Genomic DNA, 18,719 nt, shown 5'->3' on the forward strand with positions numbered 1-18,719 from the left:
TGAAAAGCCGAAGCACTATCGGCCATTCATGCGTCATCGTCAAGCATCGTGCGCTGCTGACGATCCATGAAATCCTGCATGCTGTCGATTCCGCGAAATTGAAGAATCGTGTTGCGTACGGCCGCTTCGAGCAGCACTGCGAGGTTGCGTCCGGCGGCCACGGGAATCACCACCTTGCGGATCGGAACACCCAAGACTTCATGCGTTTGGGCATCCAGCGGCAGACGTGGCGCATCGGCCGCGGTCGATGTTTTCTGTAGATGCACAATCAGCTTGAGCTTCATTTTCCGGCGTGACGCAGTTTCGCCAAAAATCGTCCGGATATTGAGCAAACCGAGCCCGCGCACCTCGAGAAAGTCACGCAGCATTCCGGGGCAGCGGCCTTCGATGGTGGTTGGCGCAATACGGGCCATTTCGACGACATCATCAGCAACCAGCCCGTGCCCCCGGGAGATTAACTCCAGCGCCAGTTCCGACTTGCCTACACCGGAATCTCCGGTAATCAGGATGCCCATGCCCAGGACATCCATGAAAACACCGTGGAGGCTTACCGTATCGGCCAGACGAGCCGACAGATAGATGCGCAACAGGTCGATGATGGCCGAACACGGCTTGGGCGAGAAAATCAGCGGGGTCGTCAATTGGGTACAGGTTTCGACCACCAATGGCGGTGGCGTCAGCCCGTCAGCGACGATCACCGCGGGCGGTTGTGCACCGAGCAGATCGCCAAGCATTTGTGCGAAACGACGCTCGCCAATGCGCATGGCCCATTCGTATTCGGCAAGGCCAAGAACCTGCAGACGTTCCGGGTGAATGATATTGATGTGACCAACCAGATCGGCGCCATAGTTGTTGGAGCCCTTGATCTCGATACGACGGTCGGCCTGCGGAACAACGTTCCAGTTCAGCAGCAGCTTTTCGCGATTGTCCTCGTAAAGCTGAACCAGGCTTACGTGGCGCACGAACTAAACTCAGCCCTGAAACAGAGCAACAACAGCCGCAGCGTCGGGAGCGACGTGCAATTTTTCGCGGAATGCGCGATCAGAAAAATTCTGGGCCAACTCCGAAAGTATCTGCAAATGCTGCTCAGTCGCCTGCTCGGGAACCAATAGAACGAAGAGCAGATCAACGGGGCGACCATCGGGTGAATCGAACGGTACCGGGGTTGCCAGACGCAGGAATGCGCCAACAGCTTGTTTCAGCCCCTTGATTCGACCATGGGGAATCGCCACACCCTGGCCCAAACCGGTGGAACCGAGCTTTTCGCGGGCGAACAGGCTATCGAAAATGATCGATCGGGCAAGACCCAGTCGATTTTCGAAGAGCATGCCTGCCTGCTCGAAGACCCGCTTCTTGCTGCTGGCTTCAAGATCGAGCAGAACCTGATCGGTTGATAGAAGATTGGTTAAGGGGTTCATAGGGAAGGTGAGAAAAACAAAGGCCGCAACCGGTTACGGTGCGGCCCGTTCAGCGCTTATTCAGCGACGGTATGCAGCCCGGGCTTGTCACCGCGATGGTGGTCCTGGACCTTTTGCTTGTACTTCTGAACCTGACGGTCCAGTTTGTCGAACAAGGCATCGATAGCGGCATAGAGATCGTCACCGGACTCTTCGACGTGGATGTCCTTACCCGGTACGTGAAGGGTGACTTCGCCTTTTTGCTTGAGCTTTTCAACCGACAAAACGACGCTGACGCCGGTTACCTTGTCAAAATGGCGGATCACCGGATCCAGCTTGTTTTCAACGTATTCACGAAGGGCCGGGGTAACTTCAATATGGTGACCACTAATCTGCAGATTCACTTTTATCTCCTCTCTCTACAGGGTCTTGCGTAAATTGACCGGTGGGATGTTGAGCGACTCGCGGTATTTTGCAACCGTCCGTCGGGCAACTACGATTCCCTGCTGGCCTAGTATTTCGGATAATTGACTATCCGACAAGGGCTTCTTGCCATCCTCGGCCGAGATCAACTGCTTGATCAGCGCCCGGATGGCCGTAGCAGAACAGGCACCACCGGTATCGGTGGAGACATGACTGCCGAAGAAGTATTTGAGTTCGAAGATACCGCGCGGCGTCGCCATGTATTTCTGGCTGGTGACGCGCGATACGGTCGACTCGTGCAAACCGAGAATGTCAGCGATTTCGCGCAAAACCAGCGGGCGCATCGCAACTTCTCCGTGTTCAAAGAACTGACGCTGACGATCAACGATGGCCTGCGTCACACGATGAATTGTCTCAAAACGCTGCTGAACATTTTTAATCAGCCAGCGAGCTTCCTGCAACTGAGTGGACAGGTGGCCATTGCCACGCCGCTGCTTCGAAAGAATTTCGGCGTAAAGACGGTTGATGCGCAGGCGCGGATAAGCATCGGGATTGATGTACGCAGTCCACTTCCCCTTGAGCTTCTTTACGATCACGTCCGGCGTGATGTAGCGGGCTTCGATCTGGGAAAAGCGTGAGGCCGGTCGCGGATTCAGGCCGGTAATCACCGATTGCGCGGCCTTCAGCGACTCATCATCGCAGCCGGTCAGGCGGCGGATCTTGGCGAAATCGCGGGCAGCCAGCAGTTCCAGGTGCTTCTGGACGATGGTCAGCGCGAGATCGCGGACCTCACAACTGCCCGGCAGGGCTTTGAGTTGCAGGGCCAGGCATTCCTGGAGGTTGCGGGCACCAATGCCGACCGGGTCGAAATTCTGGATGTGATGCAGCGCAATTTCCAGTTCTTCGATTTCAATTTCGTATTCCGGTGGCAGCGTTTCCCAGAGTTCTTCCAAGGTAGCCGACAGGTAGCCATCGTCATCGAGGGCCTCAATCAGGAAACGGACCAGGCTTCGGTCGCGTTCCGAAACCTGGGTCATCCCCAGTTGCCAGCCGAGATGATCGCGCAGGCTGATCGTCGTGCCGTGAATGTCCTGCGAATCGCTGTCGTCGTCTTCGTCGCGCCCGGCCCCGGTGAAGGTGCCGGCATCGGCGGCCCAACGGTCGTCATCGACATCGGAGGGAGCTGACGGAACGTCCTGCTCGCGGTCGTCGCGTGCATCGCGCTCTTCGCGCTCAGCCTTTTGTTCGCGCTCGCCCTCACTGGTTTGCGGTGAGTCGAATTGCTGAGCACTGGAAAATGCCTCGCCGCCCTGCTCGTCCTCGCGCTCCAGCATTGGATTCTCGAGCAGATAACGCTCGATTTCCTGCTGCATTTCGATTGTCGACAGCTGTAGCAGTTTGATTGACTGCTGCAGCTGAGGCGTCAGCGCCAAATGTTGGGAGAGTTTTAGCTGGAGTGCCGGCTTCATCGGTTGGGGTCGGTTTCTATTTTCCGGTCAGAGCTTGAAGTGCTCGCCGAGATAAACCTTGCGTACGCTTTCATTATCAACGATTTCGTCCGGCCGTCCAGCCGCCAGCACGTTTCCGGCGTTGATAATGTACGCGTGGTCGCAAATGCCCAGCGTCTCGCGGACGTTGTGGTCAGTAATCAGGACGCCGATTCCGCGCTCCTTGAGGAAGCGGATAATTTTCTGGATTTCGAGTACGGCGATCGGATCGACGCCGGCAAATGGCTCGTCGAGCAGGATGAAACGCGGATTGGTCGCCAGCGCGCGGGCGATTTCGACGCGCCGCCGCTCGCCGCCCGACAGGGCCGAGGCATTGACGTGGCGGACATGGCTGACGTGCAACTCGGCCAGCAGTCCCTCGAGGCGATCGTTCAGCTCGGCTTCGGGCAAATTGAGCAGCTCGAGTATGGCCCGGATGTTTTCCTCGACGTTGAGCTTGCGGAAAACCGAGGCTTCCTGCGGCAGATAGGACAGGCCAAGCCTCGCCCGGCTATGCATGGGCAGATGGGTCAGGCGATTGTCGTCGATGTAAACCTCGCCGCCATCCGCAGCGACCAGCCCGACGATCATGTAGAAACAGGTGGTCTTGCCAGCACCATTCGGGCCGAGCAGACCGACGACTTCACCGGACTTGACCTCGAAAGAGACATCCTCGACGACAGTGCGCGCCTTGTAGCGCTTCTTGAGGTTGTGGGCCGAGAGTTTGGCCGCCGACATGTTCATTCATCCACTCCCTGCATGGCCCGCCGAATGGCATCGTTGGAAAAACCACGATATTGCAGGAAACGCATCTGTTTGCCACGCTCTTCGGCGGTTTCCGGCGGTCGACCGAACTTTTTGGCCCAAATTACCCGGCAGCGCTCGGTTTCATCACCGGCTTCGGGCAGGGCCGTGGCGATGTCGGCGTCGCTGACGCCTTGCTGGCGCAATTCCTGGCGCAGGCGCGCATCGCCGTAACGTCGTCCCCGCACAGCAACCCGTTGGGTAGCGTAGCGGCAATCCGAGAGCAGTCGCTCGGCTTGCAGGGTATCGAGCACAGCCGACAGCTCTTCCGCCGATTCGGCATGCGGGGCGAGCTTGGCCTGCAAGCCGGCCCGGCTATAATCACGCCGGGTCAGCAATTGCAGGGCGCGGACGCGCAGGTCAGGCATCCGCCGCAGCCGCCTTGGTCGGCTTGATGACGGTGGTGCTGGCCACTTCGCGGATCTTCGCTTCGATTTCCTGGGCGATTTCCGGGTGCGACTTCAGAAATTCGCGGGAATTGTCCTTGCCCTGGCCGATCTTCTCGCCCTTGTAGGAATACCAGGCGCCGGATTTTTCGACCAGCTTGTGGGCAACGCCCATTTCGACCACTTCGCCCTGACGGGAAATGCCTTCGCCGTAGAGAATGTCGAAGATGGCTTCGCGGAAGGGCGGGGCGACCTTGTTCTTGACGACCTTGACCTTGGTTTCGCTGCCGATGACTTCGTCGCCCTTCTTGATCGCACCAATGCGGCGGATGTCGAGGCGAACCGAAGCGTAGAACTTGAGCGCGTTGCCGCCGGTCGTCGTTTCCGGCGAACCGAACATGACGCCGATTTTCATTCGGATCTGGTTGATGAAGATGACCAGCGTATTGGTCTTCTTGATGTTGGCGGTGAGCTTGCGCAGGGCCTGGCTCATCAGACGGGCATGCAGGCCGACCATCTGGTCGCCCATTTCGCCTTCGATTTCAGCGCGCGGCGTGAGGGCGGCGACCGAGTCGATGACGATGATGTCGACCGAGCCGGAACGAACCAGCATGTCGGCGATTTCAAGGGCCTGTTCGCCGGTATCGGGCTGCGAGATCAGCAGGTCGCCGACGCTGACGCCGAGCTTCTGGGCGTATTGCGGATCGAGCGCATGTTCGGCGTCGATGAAGGCGGCAACGCCGCCGAGCTTTTGCATTTCGGCAACGACCTGCAGACAGAGCGTGGTCTTGCCGGAAGATTCCGGACCGTAGATTTCAACGACGCGGCCGCGTGGCAGGCCGCCGACGCCCAGCGCAATGTCCAGACCGAGCGAGCCGGTAGACACGACTTGAATGCCTTCGTCGATTTCGGCGTCGCCCATCTTCATGATGGAGCCTTTGCCAAACTGCTTTTCGATCTGTTGCAGCGCTGCGGCGAGCGCCTTTGCCTTGTTGTCGTCCATGGTGTTACCTCGGAAATTTGAGCGGATTATGGCACAGGGGCCAAAGATGGAATAGAAATTGCTGCGTTTGATCGACAGGCTGATTGTTCCGGATATGCCATCGGCAGCTGTCAATTTCACTGATTACACGGAGCAGACGAGGTATATTCCCAGCCCGCTCCGCCATTACTTAAATACTGTGTATAAACACAGTACATTTACCATGACCGCTTGGCAAGAAAATTCTGCATTCAAATCAAGGCTTGGCAAGCTGCTGCTCTGTATTTGGCTGGCCGTCAATGCGCCGCAGAGTTTCGCCAAACCAGCGCCGTGGTACTGGTGGGCGAGCAAGACGACCGACCACCGGGTCTGCGCGCAGACTTCGCCCGGTCCCGGCTGGTTTCGCGAGAGCACGGCGTTCCAGGACAGCGGCTGCAGTATTCGGGTGAAGGCATTTTGACGGCCTATTTGCCGCCGCCCGACAACGGTTTGGCCATCATTCATGTCGATAATGAAATCATCGTTGTCGACAAACCGGCCGGGCTGCTCTCCGTGCCGGGGCGCGGGGAGGGCATGGACGATTGCCTGGCATCGCGTGTGCAGGCCAGGTTTCCGGATGCGCTGATTGCCCATCGCCTCGACATGTCGACCTCCGGCCTGCTCGTTCTGGCCCGCGGCGCCGAAATGCACCGGCAGCTATCGCGTTTTTTCCGCGAGCGCCAGATCGACAAACGTTACGTCGCCGTCGTTCAAGGGCTGATGGCTGACGATGCCGGCGAGGTTGAGCTGCCGTTGATTTGTGACTGGCCGAACCGGCCGCGGCAAAAGGTCGATTTCGAGATCGGCAAGCCGTCGCTGACCCGTTTTCGCGTCGTCAGCCGCGATCCGGACGCCAACACGACACGGGTCGAACTGGAACCGATCACCGGCCGCTCGCACCAGCTACGCGTCCATATGGCCTCGCTCGGCCACCCGATTCTCGGCGACGATCTCTATGGTGGCGAGGCGACCGCGCTGGCGGATCGACTGCTCCTGCACGCCATGGATTTGGGCCTGTTTCACCCGTTGACCGCAGCAGCCATCCAATTTCATTCCGACGCCCCGTTTTGACGCTGCGAAACCGCGCAACGACCGTATAATTTTCGCGTTTTGAACCTTTTTTCCGGTTGACCGTACGATCATGCTGATCTGGTTCGTCGTCCTCTACCTGATGGTTTCCATCGGCATCGGCCTCTTTGCCGCGACCCGCGTCCATAGCGCCAAGGATTTCGCCGTGGCCGGCCGCCATCTGCCGCTGCCGGTCGTCACCGCCACCGTCTTCGCCACCTGGTTTGGCGCCGAAGCAGTGTTCGGCGTTTCCGCCACCTTCGTCAAGGACGGCCTGACCGGCGTTGTCGCCGACCCCTTCGGCTCGTCGATGTGTTTGATCATCGCCGGCGTTTTCTTCTCGCGGAAGCTCTACAAGCTCAACATCCTGACCCTGGGCGACTATTTCCGCCTGCGCTACAACCGCACGGTCGAAGTGCTGACCACGCTGTGCATCGTCGCTTCCTATCTCGGCTGGGTATCGGCCCAGATCAAGGCGCTCGGGCTGGTCTTCAACGTCGTCACCGCTGGCTATGTCAGCCAGACAGCGGGCATGATCCTCGGCGCCGCCATCGTGCTCACCTACACCACCTTCGGCGGCATGCTCTCGGTGGCCATCCTCGATTTCGTGCAGATGGGCGTCATCATGGGCGGCATGCTGTACATCGGCTACGTCGTCTCCGGCCTGACCGGCGGCGTCGAACTGGTCATCAACCACGCCTCGGCGGCCGGCAAGCTCGACTTTTTCCCTCCGCCCGACCCCTGGCTGTGGCTGACCTTCCTCGGCGCCTGGATCACCATGATGCTCGGCTCGATCCCGCAGCAGGACGTCTTCCAGCGCATCACCTCGGCCAAGAGCCAGCGCATCGCGCTGTGGGGCTCGATTCTCGGTGCCACTATCTATTTCTGTTTCACCTTCGTGCCAATGTTCATCGCCTACTCGGCGACGCTGATCGACCCCGAACTGTTCAACGGCCTGATGCAGACCGACTCGCAACTCGTCCTGCCGACGCTGGTCCTCAACCACACGCCGGTCTTCGCCCAGGCCATCTTCTTCGGCGCCGTGCTGTCGGCCATTATGAGCTGCTCGTCAGCCACGCTGCTGGCCCCCTCGGTCGCCTTCTCGGAAAACATCGTGCGCGGCTTCTACCCGCACATGGGCGACCACCAGTTCCTGCGTGTCATGCGCGGCTCCATCATCGTCTTCGCCGGCATCGTCCTCGGCTTCGCGCTGTATTCCAACGCCAGCATTTTCAAGATGGTCGAAAACGCCTACAAGATCACGCTGGCCGGCGCCTTCGTGCCGCTCTTCTTCGGCGCCTTCTGGAAACGGGCGACGACGCAGGGTGCGCTGGCTGCCATTTTCGGCGGGCTGTCGTCGTGGATCCTGATCGAAGTGCTGGTCAGCACGGCCGGCCAGGGCAACGGCCAGTACGCCTACGCGCTGGCTGGCGCAGGCCAGTTGGTGCCGCCGCAACTCATCGGGTTGTCCGTCAGCATCATCGGCATGATCGCCGGGTCGCTGTTGCCACAATGGGTCGGCCATCGGCTGCCGCATGAAGACATCCATGAAGCCCTGCACCACCGGGCAGCGGCGGAAACCCACCACGCGACGGAACATCCGCACCGCCATTAAGCCAGCACGAAACAGGCGGACCCTCAGGATTTTCCTGACAGTGTGACCAAACGTCAGCCGAAAACCCCGTACGCCGCCATCATTGTCACGACACATAAGGGCTGACGGGCCGGCCAATCGCCCCTAAAATCAGGCCATGCCTCATCATGGTCGTGGCCCCATCCTGCTTTCCCGCTACCTGGCGCTCGCCTGGTGCGGGCTGGTCGTCTATGGCAGCCTGCATCCGTTTACCGGCTGGCGCGATACCGGCGTGTCGCCGATTGCCTTTCTCGAAGGCGGCTGGCCACGTTACTGGACGGTCTTCGATCTCGCAGCAAACGTCGCGGTCTACCTGCCACTCGGCTTCTTTTTGACGCTGGCGTTGAGCAGCCTGCCCTGGCGTTTCACTGCCCTGATCCTCGCCGTGCTACTCACCGGCAGCGTCAGTTTCGGTCTCGAAACAGTGCAGACCTGGCTCCCCTCGCGCGTGCCGTCCAACCTCGACCTCGCCTGCAACACGCTGGGCGGATTGCTCGGTGCGCTGTGGGCGCAACACGTCGGACCGCGCGTCTTCGCCCGCATCGCCGCGCTGGAACACCGGCTGATCGCCCCCATCCCGCACGCCGAACTGGGCCTGACCTTGCTCGGCCTGTGGCTGCTCGTGCCGCTGTCGCCGGAAACGCTGCTCTTCGGGGCCGGCGATGTCCGGCAGATTTTCGGGTTGACCGGGGCCGTTCCCTTCGCCGCCGAGAGTTTCGTCATGATCGAGGCCAGCATCACCGCCTTCAACGTCGTCGCCGTCGGCCTGATCGTCCGCATGCTGTGTGCGCGGCTACTCTTCGCCTACCTCATCGTGCCGCTCTTCCTGCTTCTCTGTCTGGTCATCAGCACGGTCTCTGCCGCCGTTCTGGTCAGCCCGGCCGATTCGCTGGCCTGGCTGACGCCGGGCGCTAAGCTCGGGCTGGCTGTTGGTACCGGCATCCTCGCCGTCGTGCTCGCCCTGCCGGCAACGCCGCGCCTGATGATCGCCGCGCTGGCCCTGATGGCCGGTACTGTGCTGGTCAACATGGCACCGCCCAACCCCTATTCGGAAGCGGCACTGGCCGTCTGGCGGCAGGGACACTTTCTCAATTTCAATGGCCTGACGCGCCTGCTCGCTACCCTATGGCCCTTCCTGACCCTGCCTTTCCTCTTCCTGACGACGCGCCGGACCTAGCCTGGCATGCCGACACCGTCGAAGCGGCCGCCCGGCGGCTGGGGGTCGATCACGCGGCCGGCCTGGATGATGGCGAAGCAGCCGCTCGACTCACCCGTCACGGCCCCAACCGCCTGACCGAACGCCCCGGCAAGCCGGCCTGGCGCCGCTTCGCCGAGCAGGTCATGCAACCGCTCGTGCTCGTGCTCATCGCGGCCGGCGCGATCACCGCCGCCCTCGGCGAAGTCGTGGACGCCAGCGTGATTTTCGGCGTCGTCGTGGTCAATGCCCTCATCGGCTACTGGCAGGAGGCCAAGGCCGAAGGGGCCCTGGCCGCCCTGGCGCAAAGTGTGGCGACGCCGGTCACCGTCCGCCGCGGCGGGCATCGCCTGCAGCTCGACGCAACGCAACTGGTCCCCGGCGACATCGTCCTGCTCGCCGCCGGCGACCGCATTCCGGCCGACCTCCGACTGATCCAGCAACACGAGCTGCATACCGACGACTCGATGCTGACCGGCGAATCGCAGCCCGTCACCAAAAATGTCGCCACGCTGCACGCCGACACCATGCTCGCCGACCGCCTCAACATGGCCTACGCCGGCACCACGGTGGTGGCCGGGCAGGGCAGCGGGCTGGTCATCGCCACCGGCGACGCCACCGAAACCGGGCGCATCGCCGGCCTGATCGCCGCCGCGCCCGACCTGGTCACGCCGCTGACGCGCAAGATGGCACGCTTTTCCAACTGGCTGCTGTGGGCCATCGGTGGGCTGGCCCTGCTCACCGTTGGCGTCGGGCTGGCCCGCGGCGGCTCGGCTTTCGACATGTTCATCGCCGCCGTGGCACTCGCCGTCGGCGCCATTCCGGAAGGTCTGCCGGCCGCCGTCACCGTCACGCTGGCTATCGGCGTTGCCCGCATGGCCAAACGGAGGGCCATCATCCGCCACCTGCCGGCCGTTGAAACGCTGGGCAGCACGACCGTCATCTGCTCCGACAAGACAGGCACGCTGACCGAAAATGCCATGACTGTCCGCGTCCTGTGGTGCGCCGGCGAGGGCTATGCCATCGGGGGCCACGGCTACAACCCGGAAGGGGCCATCAGCCACGACGAAATGCCGGCCGACATCGACGGCGCGCTGCGCGAAGCCCTGATCGCCGGCGCGCTGTGCAACGACGCCTCGCTGCGCCACGAGCACGGCCAATGGAAGATCACCGGTGACCCGACCGAGGCCGCGCTGATCGTCGCCGCGCGCAAGGGCAAGCTGGACGAGCACACGCTGGGCGCGCTTTTTCCGCGGCGCGACGTCCTGCCTTTCGACGCCACCCGGCAATTCATGGCCACCGCCCACGAGGGCGACGGGCCGGGCGTTGTCTACGTCAAGGGTGCGCTCGAACGCCTGCTGCCGCTGTGCGTCGATCAGCTGTCGGCCAACGGCCAGCCGCTCCCTTTCGACCACGCTGCCATCGAGAAAATCGCCCATGCCTACGCCGAACAGGGCATGCGCGTCCTCCTGCTGGCCCGGCGAAATTTCAATTTTGGCCAAAATTTCCGGTTGACCGTGGAAGGCATCGAAAAGCTGACCCTGATCGGCCTTGTCGGCATGATCGACCCGCCCCGCAAGGCGGCCATCGGCGCCATCCGCAACTGTCATTCGGCCGGCGTGCGGGTCAAGATGATTACCGGCGACCACGCCGTCACGGCGCTCGCCATCGCCCGCCAGATCGGCCTCAACGCCGAGCGGGCGCTGACCGGCCGCCAACTGGCCCTCCTCGACGACAGCGCGCTGGGCGAAGCCGCCCACAGCGTCGACGTCTTCGCCCGCGTCGAACCGGAACAAAAGCTACGCCTCGTCCGCGCCCTGCAGGCCCGCGGAGAAGTCGTCGCGATGACTGGCGACGGCGTCAATGACGCGCCGGCGTTGAAACAGGCCGACATCGGCATCGCCATGGGCCTGGCCGGCACCGAAGTCGCCAAGGAGGCGGCGGCCATGGTCCTCACCGACGACAACTTCGCCAGCATCGAGGCGGCCGTCGAGGAGGGCCGCGGCGTCTGGGACAACCTCGTCAAGTTCATCACGTGGACGCTGCCGACCAACTTCGGCGAAGGCCTCGTCATCGTCGCCGCCATTCTTTTCGGCAGCACGCTGCCCATCACCCCGCTGCAGATCCTCTGGATCAACATGACCACCGCCGTGCTCCTCGGCCTGCCGCTCGCCTTCGAACCGATCGAGCGCGGCATCATGCGCCGCCCGCCACGCCGGCAGGCCCAGCCGGTGCTCGACACCGCGCTGATCCGCCGCATCGTGCTCGTCTCTTTCCTGCTACTGGCCGGCGCCTTCGGCCTCTTCCTGCGCGAACTCGAACAGGGCCACAGCCTGGCCGAAGCGCGCACCGTCGCCGTCAATGTCTTCGTCGCCGTCGAGGCGGCCTACCTTTTCAATTGCCGCTCGCTGAGCGGCGGCTTCTGGCAGCAGGGCCTTTTTTCGAACCCGTGGATCTGGGCCGGCATCGCCAGCATGGCCGCCCTGCAAGGCGCGCTGACCTATCTGCCGGCCATGAACGCCGCTTTCGGTACGGCACCCATCGGCCTCGCCGAATGGGCAACGATCCTCGCCGTCGGGCTGGCCAGTGCACTGATCGTCGGGCTGGAAAAACGCGTGTCGCGCCGGGGCTGAGTAGCGGCGAAGCGCCCCTTACTTGGCCGGCTTGCTGTCGATCAGGCGATGGAAAGCTTCATGGACGTCGAACAAGCTCGCATCGATTTCGCCCTTACCGTCCTGGCAGACCTTGCTCAGAGCGCCGACTGAGGGGCTCAATGCGGACGCGTCGGTTGAGCTGATTTTCCCGGCCAGCACGACCATCTCCGGCGCCTTGGCGCAAGCATTGCGGGAGCGCTCCGGCCCCGGCCGCGCATGCCAGACGGGCGCCAGAACGGCGTGAAAGGCGTCGACGTCCTTGGCCAGACGATGGTGGGGATGATGAGTCTCCTCGGCACCCACCGCCAGACTCCAACTGGCCGCCACAAGCAGGCCGATCAAACCGCAAAATTTCGTCACCTAGATTTTCCCCGCATCAAAAGCCTGTCGCGCAGGCAGCGCGCCGGAGCATAGCAAATTCGCCGCAGCGGAAGGCAGGCGCACGGTCAACCGGAAAAATCGACCAAAATCGAAATTCCCGGCCACGTTCCACGTGAAACTGCCTCGCCTATAATGCGGGTCTGCACAGGAGACCCCGCATGAGCTACTTCAAACATCACGTTTTCGTCTGCACCAACCAGCGCGAGGCTGGCGAGCAGTGCTGCAACAGCGTCGGCGGTTCCGACATGTTCGCCTACGCCAAGGACCGCATCGGTGCGCTCAAGCTGAACGGCGCTGGCGCCGTGCGCATCAACAAGGCCGGCTGCCTCGGCCGCTGCGACAACGGCCCGGTCATGGTCGTGTACCCCGAAGAAACCTGGTATTCCTTCATCGACAAGGAAGACGTCGAGGAAATCATTCAGGAACACCTGGTCGGCGGCAAAGTTGTCGAACGCCTGAAGATCTGAGCCATGCGCGCCCCCGAAGAGAAACTCCTGATTGACGGCCCGGTCGGCAAGATCGAGGTCATCATGGAGCGCCCGGATGCCCCCAAGGGCATCGCGCTGATCGCCCACCCGCACCCGATGGGCGGCGGCGCCAACACCAACAAGGTCGCCTACACGCTGGCCCGTACCTTCGTCAGCCTCGGCTACGCCGCCTTCCGCCCAAATTTCCGTGGCGTCGGCGGCAGCGAAGGCGTGCATGACGAAGGCCACGGTGAAGTCGACGACCTGCTCGCCGTACTCGAAGACGCCAAGTGCCGTTGCGGCAACCTGCCCGTCGCCCTGGCCGGCTTCTCGTTTGGCGCCTTCTGCCAGACCCGCGTTGCCAAGCGCCTCGTCGACGCCGGCCACCCGGCTCAGCGCCTCGTGCTGGTCGGCACCGCCGCCGGCCACGTCGAAGGCAGCCGCCAGTACGACACCGAAGCCGTGCCGCACGACACCATCGTCATCCACGGCGCCGACGACACGCTGGTGCCGCCGGCCAACGTCTACGCCTGGGCCTTGCCGCTCGACCTGCCGGTCGTCGTCGTACCCGGCGCCGATCACTTCTTCCACCGTCGCCTGCATCTGATCCGCGACATCGTGACCCGCGCATGGCGGCACTGAAAGCCAGCCAACTTCGCAAGACCTACGGCGACAGCGAAGTCGTCGCCGGGCTATCGTTCGCCGTCGAACCGGGCACCTGCTTCGGCCTGCTCGGCCCGAACGGCGCCGGCAAGACGACGACGCTGCGCCTCTGCCTCGGACTGACCGGGCCGGACAGCGGCCAAATCACGCTCAACGGCCACGTCATTCCCGACGACGCCCAGGCAGCGCGGGCGCGCATCGGCGTCGTGCCGCAATTCGACAACCTCGACCCCGATTTCACCTGCGCCGAAAACCTGCTCGTCTTCGGCCGCTACTTCGGGCTCAAGGACGCCGACATCCGGGCCAAAATCCCGCAGCTGCTTGAATTCGCCGGCCTGTCGAGCAAGGCCGGCGCCCGTTTGTCGACGCTGTCCGGCGGCATGAAACGCCGGCTGACGCTGGCCCGGGCGATGGTCAACGACCCCGACATCATCTTCCTCGACGAGCCGACCACCGGCCTCGACCCGCAGGCCCGCCACCTGATCTGGGAACGCCTCAAGCAACTCAAATCGGCCGGCAAGACGCTGATTCTGACCACCCATTTCATGGACGAGGCCGAACGCCTGTGCGACACGCTGATCGTCATCGACCACGGCCGCAAGATCGCCGAAGGCAGCCCGCGCCAGCTCATCGCCGAGCAGATCGAACCGCAGGTCGTCGAGGTTTTCGACGAATCCCACGGTCAACTGGAAAATTTCGTCAAAAATCAAAAGCACCTCGCCGAGCGCGTTGAAACCAGCGGCGAAACCGCTTTCTTCTACTGCCGCGAGCCGCACGAACTACTGGCCCGACTGGCCGACGCCGATGGCCTGCGCTACGTGCATCGCGCCTCCAACCTCGAAGACGTTTTCATCAAGCTGACCGGCCGCGAACTGCGCGACTGAACCCGACGCAAAACGCCCCGTCAGCCAGGAAACGAGACCGATCCGCTGCCTTGGCAGTCGCCCACGGAAACGCCAAGCTCATGTTTCTCCTGGATATTTTCCAAAATATGCTAGAATGGAACATTGGCTTGGTTTGGAAATCGCAATGCGTTGGTTGATGGTCGCGGCAGTGTTCGCATTCTCGGCAGTGGAAGTAAGTGCCTCGGAACAGGTTTCCGACGAGGCAACGTCCGTCGTCGACATGTCCGTAGCCGCCCAGGGCGTCACCATCTCGGCCATTCCGATGCCGCCACGAGCCATCAAGGAGCTGACGCTCGAAGAATCGGACCGCTTGCGCGCCGCCAAAAAGGCACGCATCGAGGCGCGCCTCGCCAAGAAAAAGGCAGCGACCGTCCTCATGCTGAGCCGCACCGAGCGCCGCCAGGTCGCGTTGCTGAGCGCCAGCACGCACGCCGGCGAGCCACAGATTTTCACCTACGATCCGAACGACAACTATCAGGGCGGCCTCGACGAACTCGACCTGCACCGTTCGTTCAATCGCCCCAAAGTCGTCGATGAAACGGCCAGCGAAGAAGCCGAGCGCGATGAAGTGCCCGGCCACATCCGGCTCCGCCTGATGGTGGCGCGACTCAAGGCAGTCGAAGCCCACGCCCTGAGCCAGGTGCCGGATACCGACGAAGGGCTGCCCGATTCAGTCCTGCTCCGCCTCAAGGAAGCACGCCTGAAAGCCGTCGAGGCGCATCAGCGCAAATTCGGCTGATTTTCCAGCTCAGCCGAGCAGGGCGTCGACCACAGCAGAAAAATCATCGTAAATCGCCGCCGGACGAATGTCCGGATGCGCGTCGTCGCCGGCCCGGAATTTCCCCGTCCGCACCAGAATCCCCGGAATACCCGCCGCCTGCGCACCACCGATGTCATCGCTCAGATCGTCGCCGATCAGCACCGCCTGAGCCGGCGCGATACCCAGTTCGGCCAGCGCCGCATTGAAGAAAGCCGGTGCCGGCTTGCCGGTAATTTCAGCCGTGATCCCGGCCGAATACTCCAGCCCGGCGACGAAAGCGCCCATATCCAGCGACAGCCCGTCGGGCTCCATGAAATAGCGATTGCGCGCCATCGCCACGAGCGGCAGGCCTTCCATGAGCAGGCGGAAAGCATGGTTGAGGATCGGATAGGTGAAATGCGTGCCCATGTCGCCAAGCACGACGACATTGGGCTCGGGATCGTTTTCCCCCATTTCGGCGGCGATATCGGGGTGTATCAGCCACAGCGGGCGCAGCCCCCGGCTACGGACCAGCGTTCGCGCCGCCAGCGCCGCCGTCTGAATCTCGCTGGCGGCCAAGGTGAAACCCATGCGCTGCAACTTGGCGAAGAGGATGGTACTGGGCGTCCGTGTCGTGTTGGTCAAAAAACGTAGCGGCAGCCCCGACATCCGCAGCCGGTCGAGCGCCCGCACCGCCCCCGGCAATGCCTCATCCCCGGTGTGGAGGACGCCGGCCAGATCGATCAATACCGCTTTCGGTGAAATTGTCGGTGCCATCTCCGCCACCTCTGAAAAGTTTTGACAGTGTTCGATTATCGTTTTTGGCTAAAGTTTAGGGCGATGTCAATCTGCCCCCCTCTGACACCGCCACCACTCACGAACACTCTAATGGGACGCCGGGGAATGGCTATGCCTTGCCATCACGCACATCAAGTATTTCTCCCGGCTTGTATCGTTCGCAATAAACCTCAATACCGAGCTTCATTAGCAATGCTGTCGCCGGAACGGCCACAGCTTTCACAGCAAATCCTAGATCAACGAGAGCTGCGGAGACTACGATTGCGTAGTACTTCTTGCTAAGTACCTGCGCCATACCGTTTGTATACCAAGCCTTATAGATTTCGCTCTGCGGATCGCATAGTGACTTCCAGATCACCAATTTCAGGGATGCAAAAAAACTGCGCCCTTGCTCTATCTTCTGTTGCGTATGAACAGGCGATGGAAGATACAAAATCTCCACCATTGTTAGTTGCTTCCTTGCTGCGCGGTCCACACGATAAACGAACTCCAAAACCTCTCGAGGAAGCGCCGAAGCAATCTGCGCATACAACTCTTCGTCCGTTTTAGTTTTAACCGCTTCGATAGCGTCAGCATCAACAGCATCTGGTATCAGTGTTTCGTACGCACAGTCTTTTACAGCAGAAATATAGCTTTCAAGTTGATACCTGGCTGTGACGTTCTCAATGAATTGCCGCCGACGTGCAGCATCTTTAATTGTTTTTCCCTTCAGCACCTTCTCGATTAATGGCTCTGCTTCGGAAATTTTCTTCTGTCGAAGAAGGCAAACAACAAGCAATGCGGTTGCCTCAAGGTGAACTTTAGTGCTCATGGCAGTTTTTGCGCGTATTCCACGAAAACCAGCTTCAGCAGTTAGTAGTTCGCCCGCGTTCAGTGCGGCCTCAAACAGCCATGTCTTTGAACGCATCAACCGAGTTTCGTGACCTGTTGATCGCAACACACTCTGGATATCAGCGGCAACTGCTTTTGCTCGCTTGTAATCTGCCGAATAAACGGCAGCCCTCAAGCCTGGCTCAAGAATTCCGAGACGAGCCTTTTGTAAATCAGTCAGGGGAGGAGGTTTAACCATAGCATCAATAAGGCTCAAGTGAAGAATAGGACATCATGTTCGATTCGAAGCCACACATCATGCCCCGCCGTGCCGGTCCTGCCGCTGCACCAGCGCCCGGACGGCGCGGGGCGCCGGGTTTTCGCGATCCTTCAACAAGCCGTGCAGACACGAAGGATTGGCGCGGGCGCCGCTAGCCTGATAGTCAGCAAGCAGCGTCTGGCGAGCACTTTCCTTTTCCATTCCGGTCACGCCGGTCAGGAAATCGAACAGGCTATCGACCAGCATTTCCGGCGTCAGACGGCTGGTCTGGCCGGTGCCCTGCCATAGCCAGTCGGCGAAGGCGAGGAAGGCATTGAAGGGTGAAGGGCCAGCGAGCAGGATGGGCAGGGTTTGCGGGAAGCGGCCGGAGTTGGCGAGCAGATCCCAGTAGCGGGCAAGGCGGGTGAAGCGCTCGACGGTCGGCGCGTCGACCACGGCAGTTTGGCGGACGGTGTAGGGCGGTTCTGCGTCGTAGACCATGCCGTGAGCCACACTGTGCCGGGCGATCGGCGTGCCGCGCAGGCGTTTGAGGACGCCGAGCTGGATTTCGTGCGGGCGGATGGCGTAGAGGCGGTCGAAACCTTCGGCGAAGCTGGCCAGCGTTTCACCGGGCAGGCCGAAAATGAGATCGGTGTGCAGGTGGGCGTGGCTGTGATTGACCAGCCAGTCGAGGTTTTCGCAGGTCTTGGCGTTGTCCTGCCGACGTGAAATGGCCTGCTGAACCTCCGGGTTGAAGGTCTGGATGCCGACTTCGAACTGCAGCACGCCGGGCGGGAAGCGGGCGATCATGTCTTTCAGGCGTTCCGGCAGGTGATCGGGAATCACCTCGAAATGCAGGAAGAGATCCGGCGTCAGGCGGTCGAAGAAGAATTGCAGGATGGTCAGCGAGCTGTCGATCTTGAGATTGAAGGTCCGGTCGACGAACTTGAAATTGCGCGCCCCGCGCTCGTAGAGCGTTTCCAGCGCGGCGAGGAAGCGCTCTTGCTCGAAAGCCCAGGCCGTCTTGTCGAGCGAACTGAGACAGAACTCGCACTTGAACGGGCAGCCGCGCGAGGCTTCGACGTAGAGCAGCCGATGCGCGAGATCGTCGGCGCTGAACTCGGCGTAGGGCAGGGCGATGTCGGCCAGCGCCGGCTGCTCGCCGGGGATCACTTTCATGAGCGGCGGCGGCCCGTCGAGCAGGGCGCGGCACAGTTTCGGAAAACTCACGTCGCCCCAGCCGGTGATCAGGTGATCGGCCAGCCGGACGATTTCCTGATCTGCCCATTCGTAACTGACTTCCGGCCCGCCGAGGACGATTTTCAGCGCTGGCCGCGCCTGCTTTAGCTGGCGGACGACCTCGGTCGTTTGCACGACGTTCCAGATATAAACGCCGAAACCGATGATCTGCGGTTCCTCGGCGAGCAGCGCAGCGACGATTTCCGCCACCGGCCGGGCGATAGTGAATTCGCGCAGGACAGCCCGTTCGCGCAGCCCGGCGCCGCCATGCCGCTCCATGTTAGCCAGCAAGTAGCGCAGGCCGAGCGAGGCGTGGATGTATTTGGCGTTGAGCGTGCTCAGGATGATGGCGGGCGGCATTTCGCCATTTTGACAGCTTCGCCGAGGCCA

At 61.7% G+C, this 18,719-nt stretch carries 20 protein-coding genes; 9 read left to right on the forward strand and 11 right to left on the reverse strand.

Annotated elements, in window-relative coordinates; all coding sequences use genetic code 11:
- Positions 1-26 precede the first annotated feature (26 nt).
- The 7 genes from hprK to recA are packed head-to-tail and all read right to left on the reverse strand — an operon-like array spanning position 27 to position 5,500.
- Positions 27-962, reverse strand: coding sequence for an HPr(Ser) kinase/phosphatase (hprK, locus tag KI610_RS19690; protein ID WP_226496629.1), 936 nt, complete (start codon positions 960-962; stop codon positions 27-29).
- A 9-nt stretch (positions 963-971) separates the two neighbouring features.
- The gene (ptsN, locus tag KI610_RS19695; protein WP_226496630.1) at positions 972-1,418 is read right to left on the reverse strand and encodes a PTS IIA-like nitrogen regulatory protein PtsN; all 447 of its coding nucleotides are present in this window, start codon (positions 1,416-1,418) and stop codon (positions 972-974) included.
- A gap of 56 nt (positions 1,419-1,474) precedes the next feature.
- The gene (gene hpf / locus KI610_RS19700; protein WP_226403128.1) at positions 1,475-1,801 is read right to left on the reverse strand and encodes a ribosome hibernation-promoting factor, HPF/YfiA family; all 327 of its coding nucleotides are present in this window, start codon (positions 1,799-1,801) and stop codon (positions 1,475-1,477) included.
- 15 nt (positions 1,802-1,816) lie between these two features.
- Complete coding sequence (locus KI610_RS19705; RefSeq protein ID WP_226496631.1) at positions 1,817-3,289, reverse strand: RNA polymerase factor sigma-54; 1,473 nt, start codon at positions 3,287-3,289, stop codon at positions 1,817-1,819.
- A gap of 27 nt (positions 3,290-3,316) precedes the next feature.
- Positions 3,317-4,051, reverse strand: coding sequence for an LPS export ABC transporter ATP-binding protein (gene lptB, locus KI610_RS19710; RefSeq protein ID WP_404827441.1), 735 nt, complete (start codon positions 4,049-4,051; stop codon positions 3,317-3,319).
- On the reverse strand, positions 4,048-4,479 hold the full coding sequence (gene recX, locus KI610_RS19715) for a recombination regulator RecX (protein WP_226496632.1): 432 nt from the start codon (positions 4,477-4,479) through the stop codon (positions 4,048-4,050). The genes lptB and recX overlap by 4 nt, the downstream gene beginning before the upstream one ends.
- The gene (gene recA, locus KI610_RS19720; RefSeq protein ID WP_226496633.1) at positions 4,472-5,500 is read right to left on the reverse strand and encodes a recombinase RecA; all 1,029 of its coding nucleotides are present in this window, start codon (positions 5,498-5,500) and stop codon (positions 4,472-4,474) included. Before recA ends, recX begins: the two co-directional genes overlap by 8 nt.
- A 58-nt stretch (positions 5,501-5,558) precedes the next feature.
- Here recA and KI610_RS19725 point away from each other — a divergent pair, with 58 nt between their 5' ends.
- The 5 genes from KI610_RS19725 to KI610_RS19745 all read left to right on the forward strand — a co-directional run bounded on the left by KI610_RS19725 (position 5,559) and on the right by KI610_RS19745 (position 12,047).
- Positions 5,559-5,939: a hypothetical protein gene (locus tag KI610_RS19725; protein ID WP_226496634.1), complete on the forward strand. Its 381-nt coding sequence runs from the start codon at positions 5,559-5,561 to the stop codon at positions 5,937-5,939.
- On the forward strand, positions 5,933-6,589 hold the full coding sequence (locus KI610_RS19730; RefSeq protein ID WP_226498587.1) for a pseudouridine synthase: 657 nt from the start codon (positions 5,933-5,935) through the stop codon (positions 6,587-6,589). Before KI610_RS19725 ends, KI610_RS19730 begins: the two co-directional genes overlap by 7 nt.
- A 70-nt stretch (positions 6,590-6,659) precedes the next feature.
- Positions 6,660-8,201, forward strand: coding sequence for a sodium:solute symporter family protein (locus tag KI610_RS19735; protein WP_226496635.1), 1,542 nt, complete (start codon positions 6,660-6,662; stop codon positions 8,199-8,201).
- A 136-nt stretch (positions 8,202-8,337) separates the two neighbouring features.
- Positions 8,338-9,396, forward strand: a complete 1,059-nt coding sequence (locus KI610_RS19740) for a VanZ family protein (protein ID WP_226496636.1) — start codon at positions 8,338-8,340, stop codon at positions 9,394-9,396.
- Positions 9,345-12,047 carry a cation-transporting P-type ATPase gene (locus KI610_RS19745; protein WP_226496637.1) on the forward strand — a complete coding sequence of 901 codons (2,703 nt, stop codon included), beginning with the start codon at positions 9,345-9,347 and terminating at the stop codon, positions 12,045-12,047. Before KI610_RS19740 ends, KI610_RS19745 begins: the two co-directional genes overlap by 52 nt.
- An 18-nt stretch (positions 12,048-12,065) precedes the next feature.
- Here KI610_RS19745 and KI610_RS19750 read toward each other — a convergent pair whose 3' ends face one another.
- Positions 12,066-12,428 (reverse strand): hypothetical protein, encoded by a 363-nt coding sequence (locus KI610_RS19750; protein WP_226496638.1) that lies wholly within the window; start codon positions 12,426-12,428, stop codon positions 12,066-12,068.
- Positions 12,429-12,607: 179 nt separating this feature from the next.
- Between KI610_RS19750 and KI610_RS19755 the strand changes: the two genes are divergently transcribed.
- The 4 genes from KI610_RS19755 (at position 12,608) to KI610_RS19770 (ending at position 15,223) form a co-directional block, all read left to right on the forward strand.
- Positions 12,608-12,916 (forward strand): (2Fe-2S) ferredoxin domain-containing protein, encoded by a 309-nt coding sequence (locus tag KI610_RS19755; RefSeq protein ID WP_226496639.1) that lies wholly within the window; start codon positions 12,608-12,610, stop codon positions 12,914-12,916.
- 3 nt (positions 12,917-12,919) lie between these two features.
- Complete coding sequence (locus KI610_RS19760) at positions 12,920-13,558, forward strand: alpha/beta hydrolase (RefSeq protein WP_226496640.1); 639 nt, start codon at positions 12,920-12,922, stop codon at positions 13,556-13,558.
- Positions 13,546-14,463 carry an ATP-binding cassette domain-containing protein gene (locus KI610_RS19765; RefSeq protein ID WP_226496641.1) on the forward strand — a complete coding sequence of 306 codons (918 nt, stop codon included), beginning with the start codon at positions 13,546-13,548 and terminating at the stop codon, positions 14,461-14,463. The genes KI610_RS19760 and KI610_RS19765 overlap by 13 nt, the downstream gene beginning before the upstream one ends.
- 145 nt (positions 14,464-14,608) lie before the next feature.
- Positions 14,609-15,223: a hypothetical protein gene (locus KI610_RS19770; protein ID WP_226496642.1), complete on the forward strand. Its 615-nt coding sequence runs from the start codon at positions 14,609-14,611 to the stop codon at positions 15,221-15,223.
- A gap of 9 nt (positions 15,224-15,232) precedes the next feature.
- Here the strand turns inward: KI610_RS19770 and KI610_RS19775 are convergent, their stop codons facing one another.
- The 3 genes from KI610_RS19775 to KI610_RS19785 form a co-directional block, all read right to left on the reverse strand.
- Entirely contained in the window at positions 15,233-16,000 is a 768-nt protein-coding gene (locus tag KI610_RS19775) for a TIGR01458 family HAD-type hydrolase (RefSeq protein ID WP_226496643.1), read from the reverse strand.
- Between the two features lie 130 nt (positions 16,001-16,130).
- Complete coding sequence (locus tag KI610_RS19780; RefSeq protein ID WP_226496644.1) at positions 16,131-17,108, reverse strand: hypothetical protein; 978 nt, start codon at positions 17,106-17,108, stop codon at positions 16,131-16,133.
- Between the two features lie 39 nt (positions 17,109-17,147).
- Positions 17,148-18,689 (reverse strand): B12-binding domain-containing radical SAM protein, encoded by a 1,542-nt coding sequence (locus KI610_RS19785; protein ID WP_226496645.1) that lies wholly within the window; start codon positions 18,687-18,689, stop codon positions 17,148-17,150.
- Between the last annotated feature and the right edge of the window lie 30 nt (positions 18,690-18,719).

It is taken from the genome of Ferribacterium limneticum, from assembly GCF_020510565.1.
Lineage (GTDB): Bacteria > Pseudomonadota > Gammaproteobacteria > Burkholderiales > Rhodocyclaceae > Azonexus > Azonexus limneticus_B.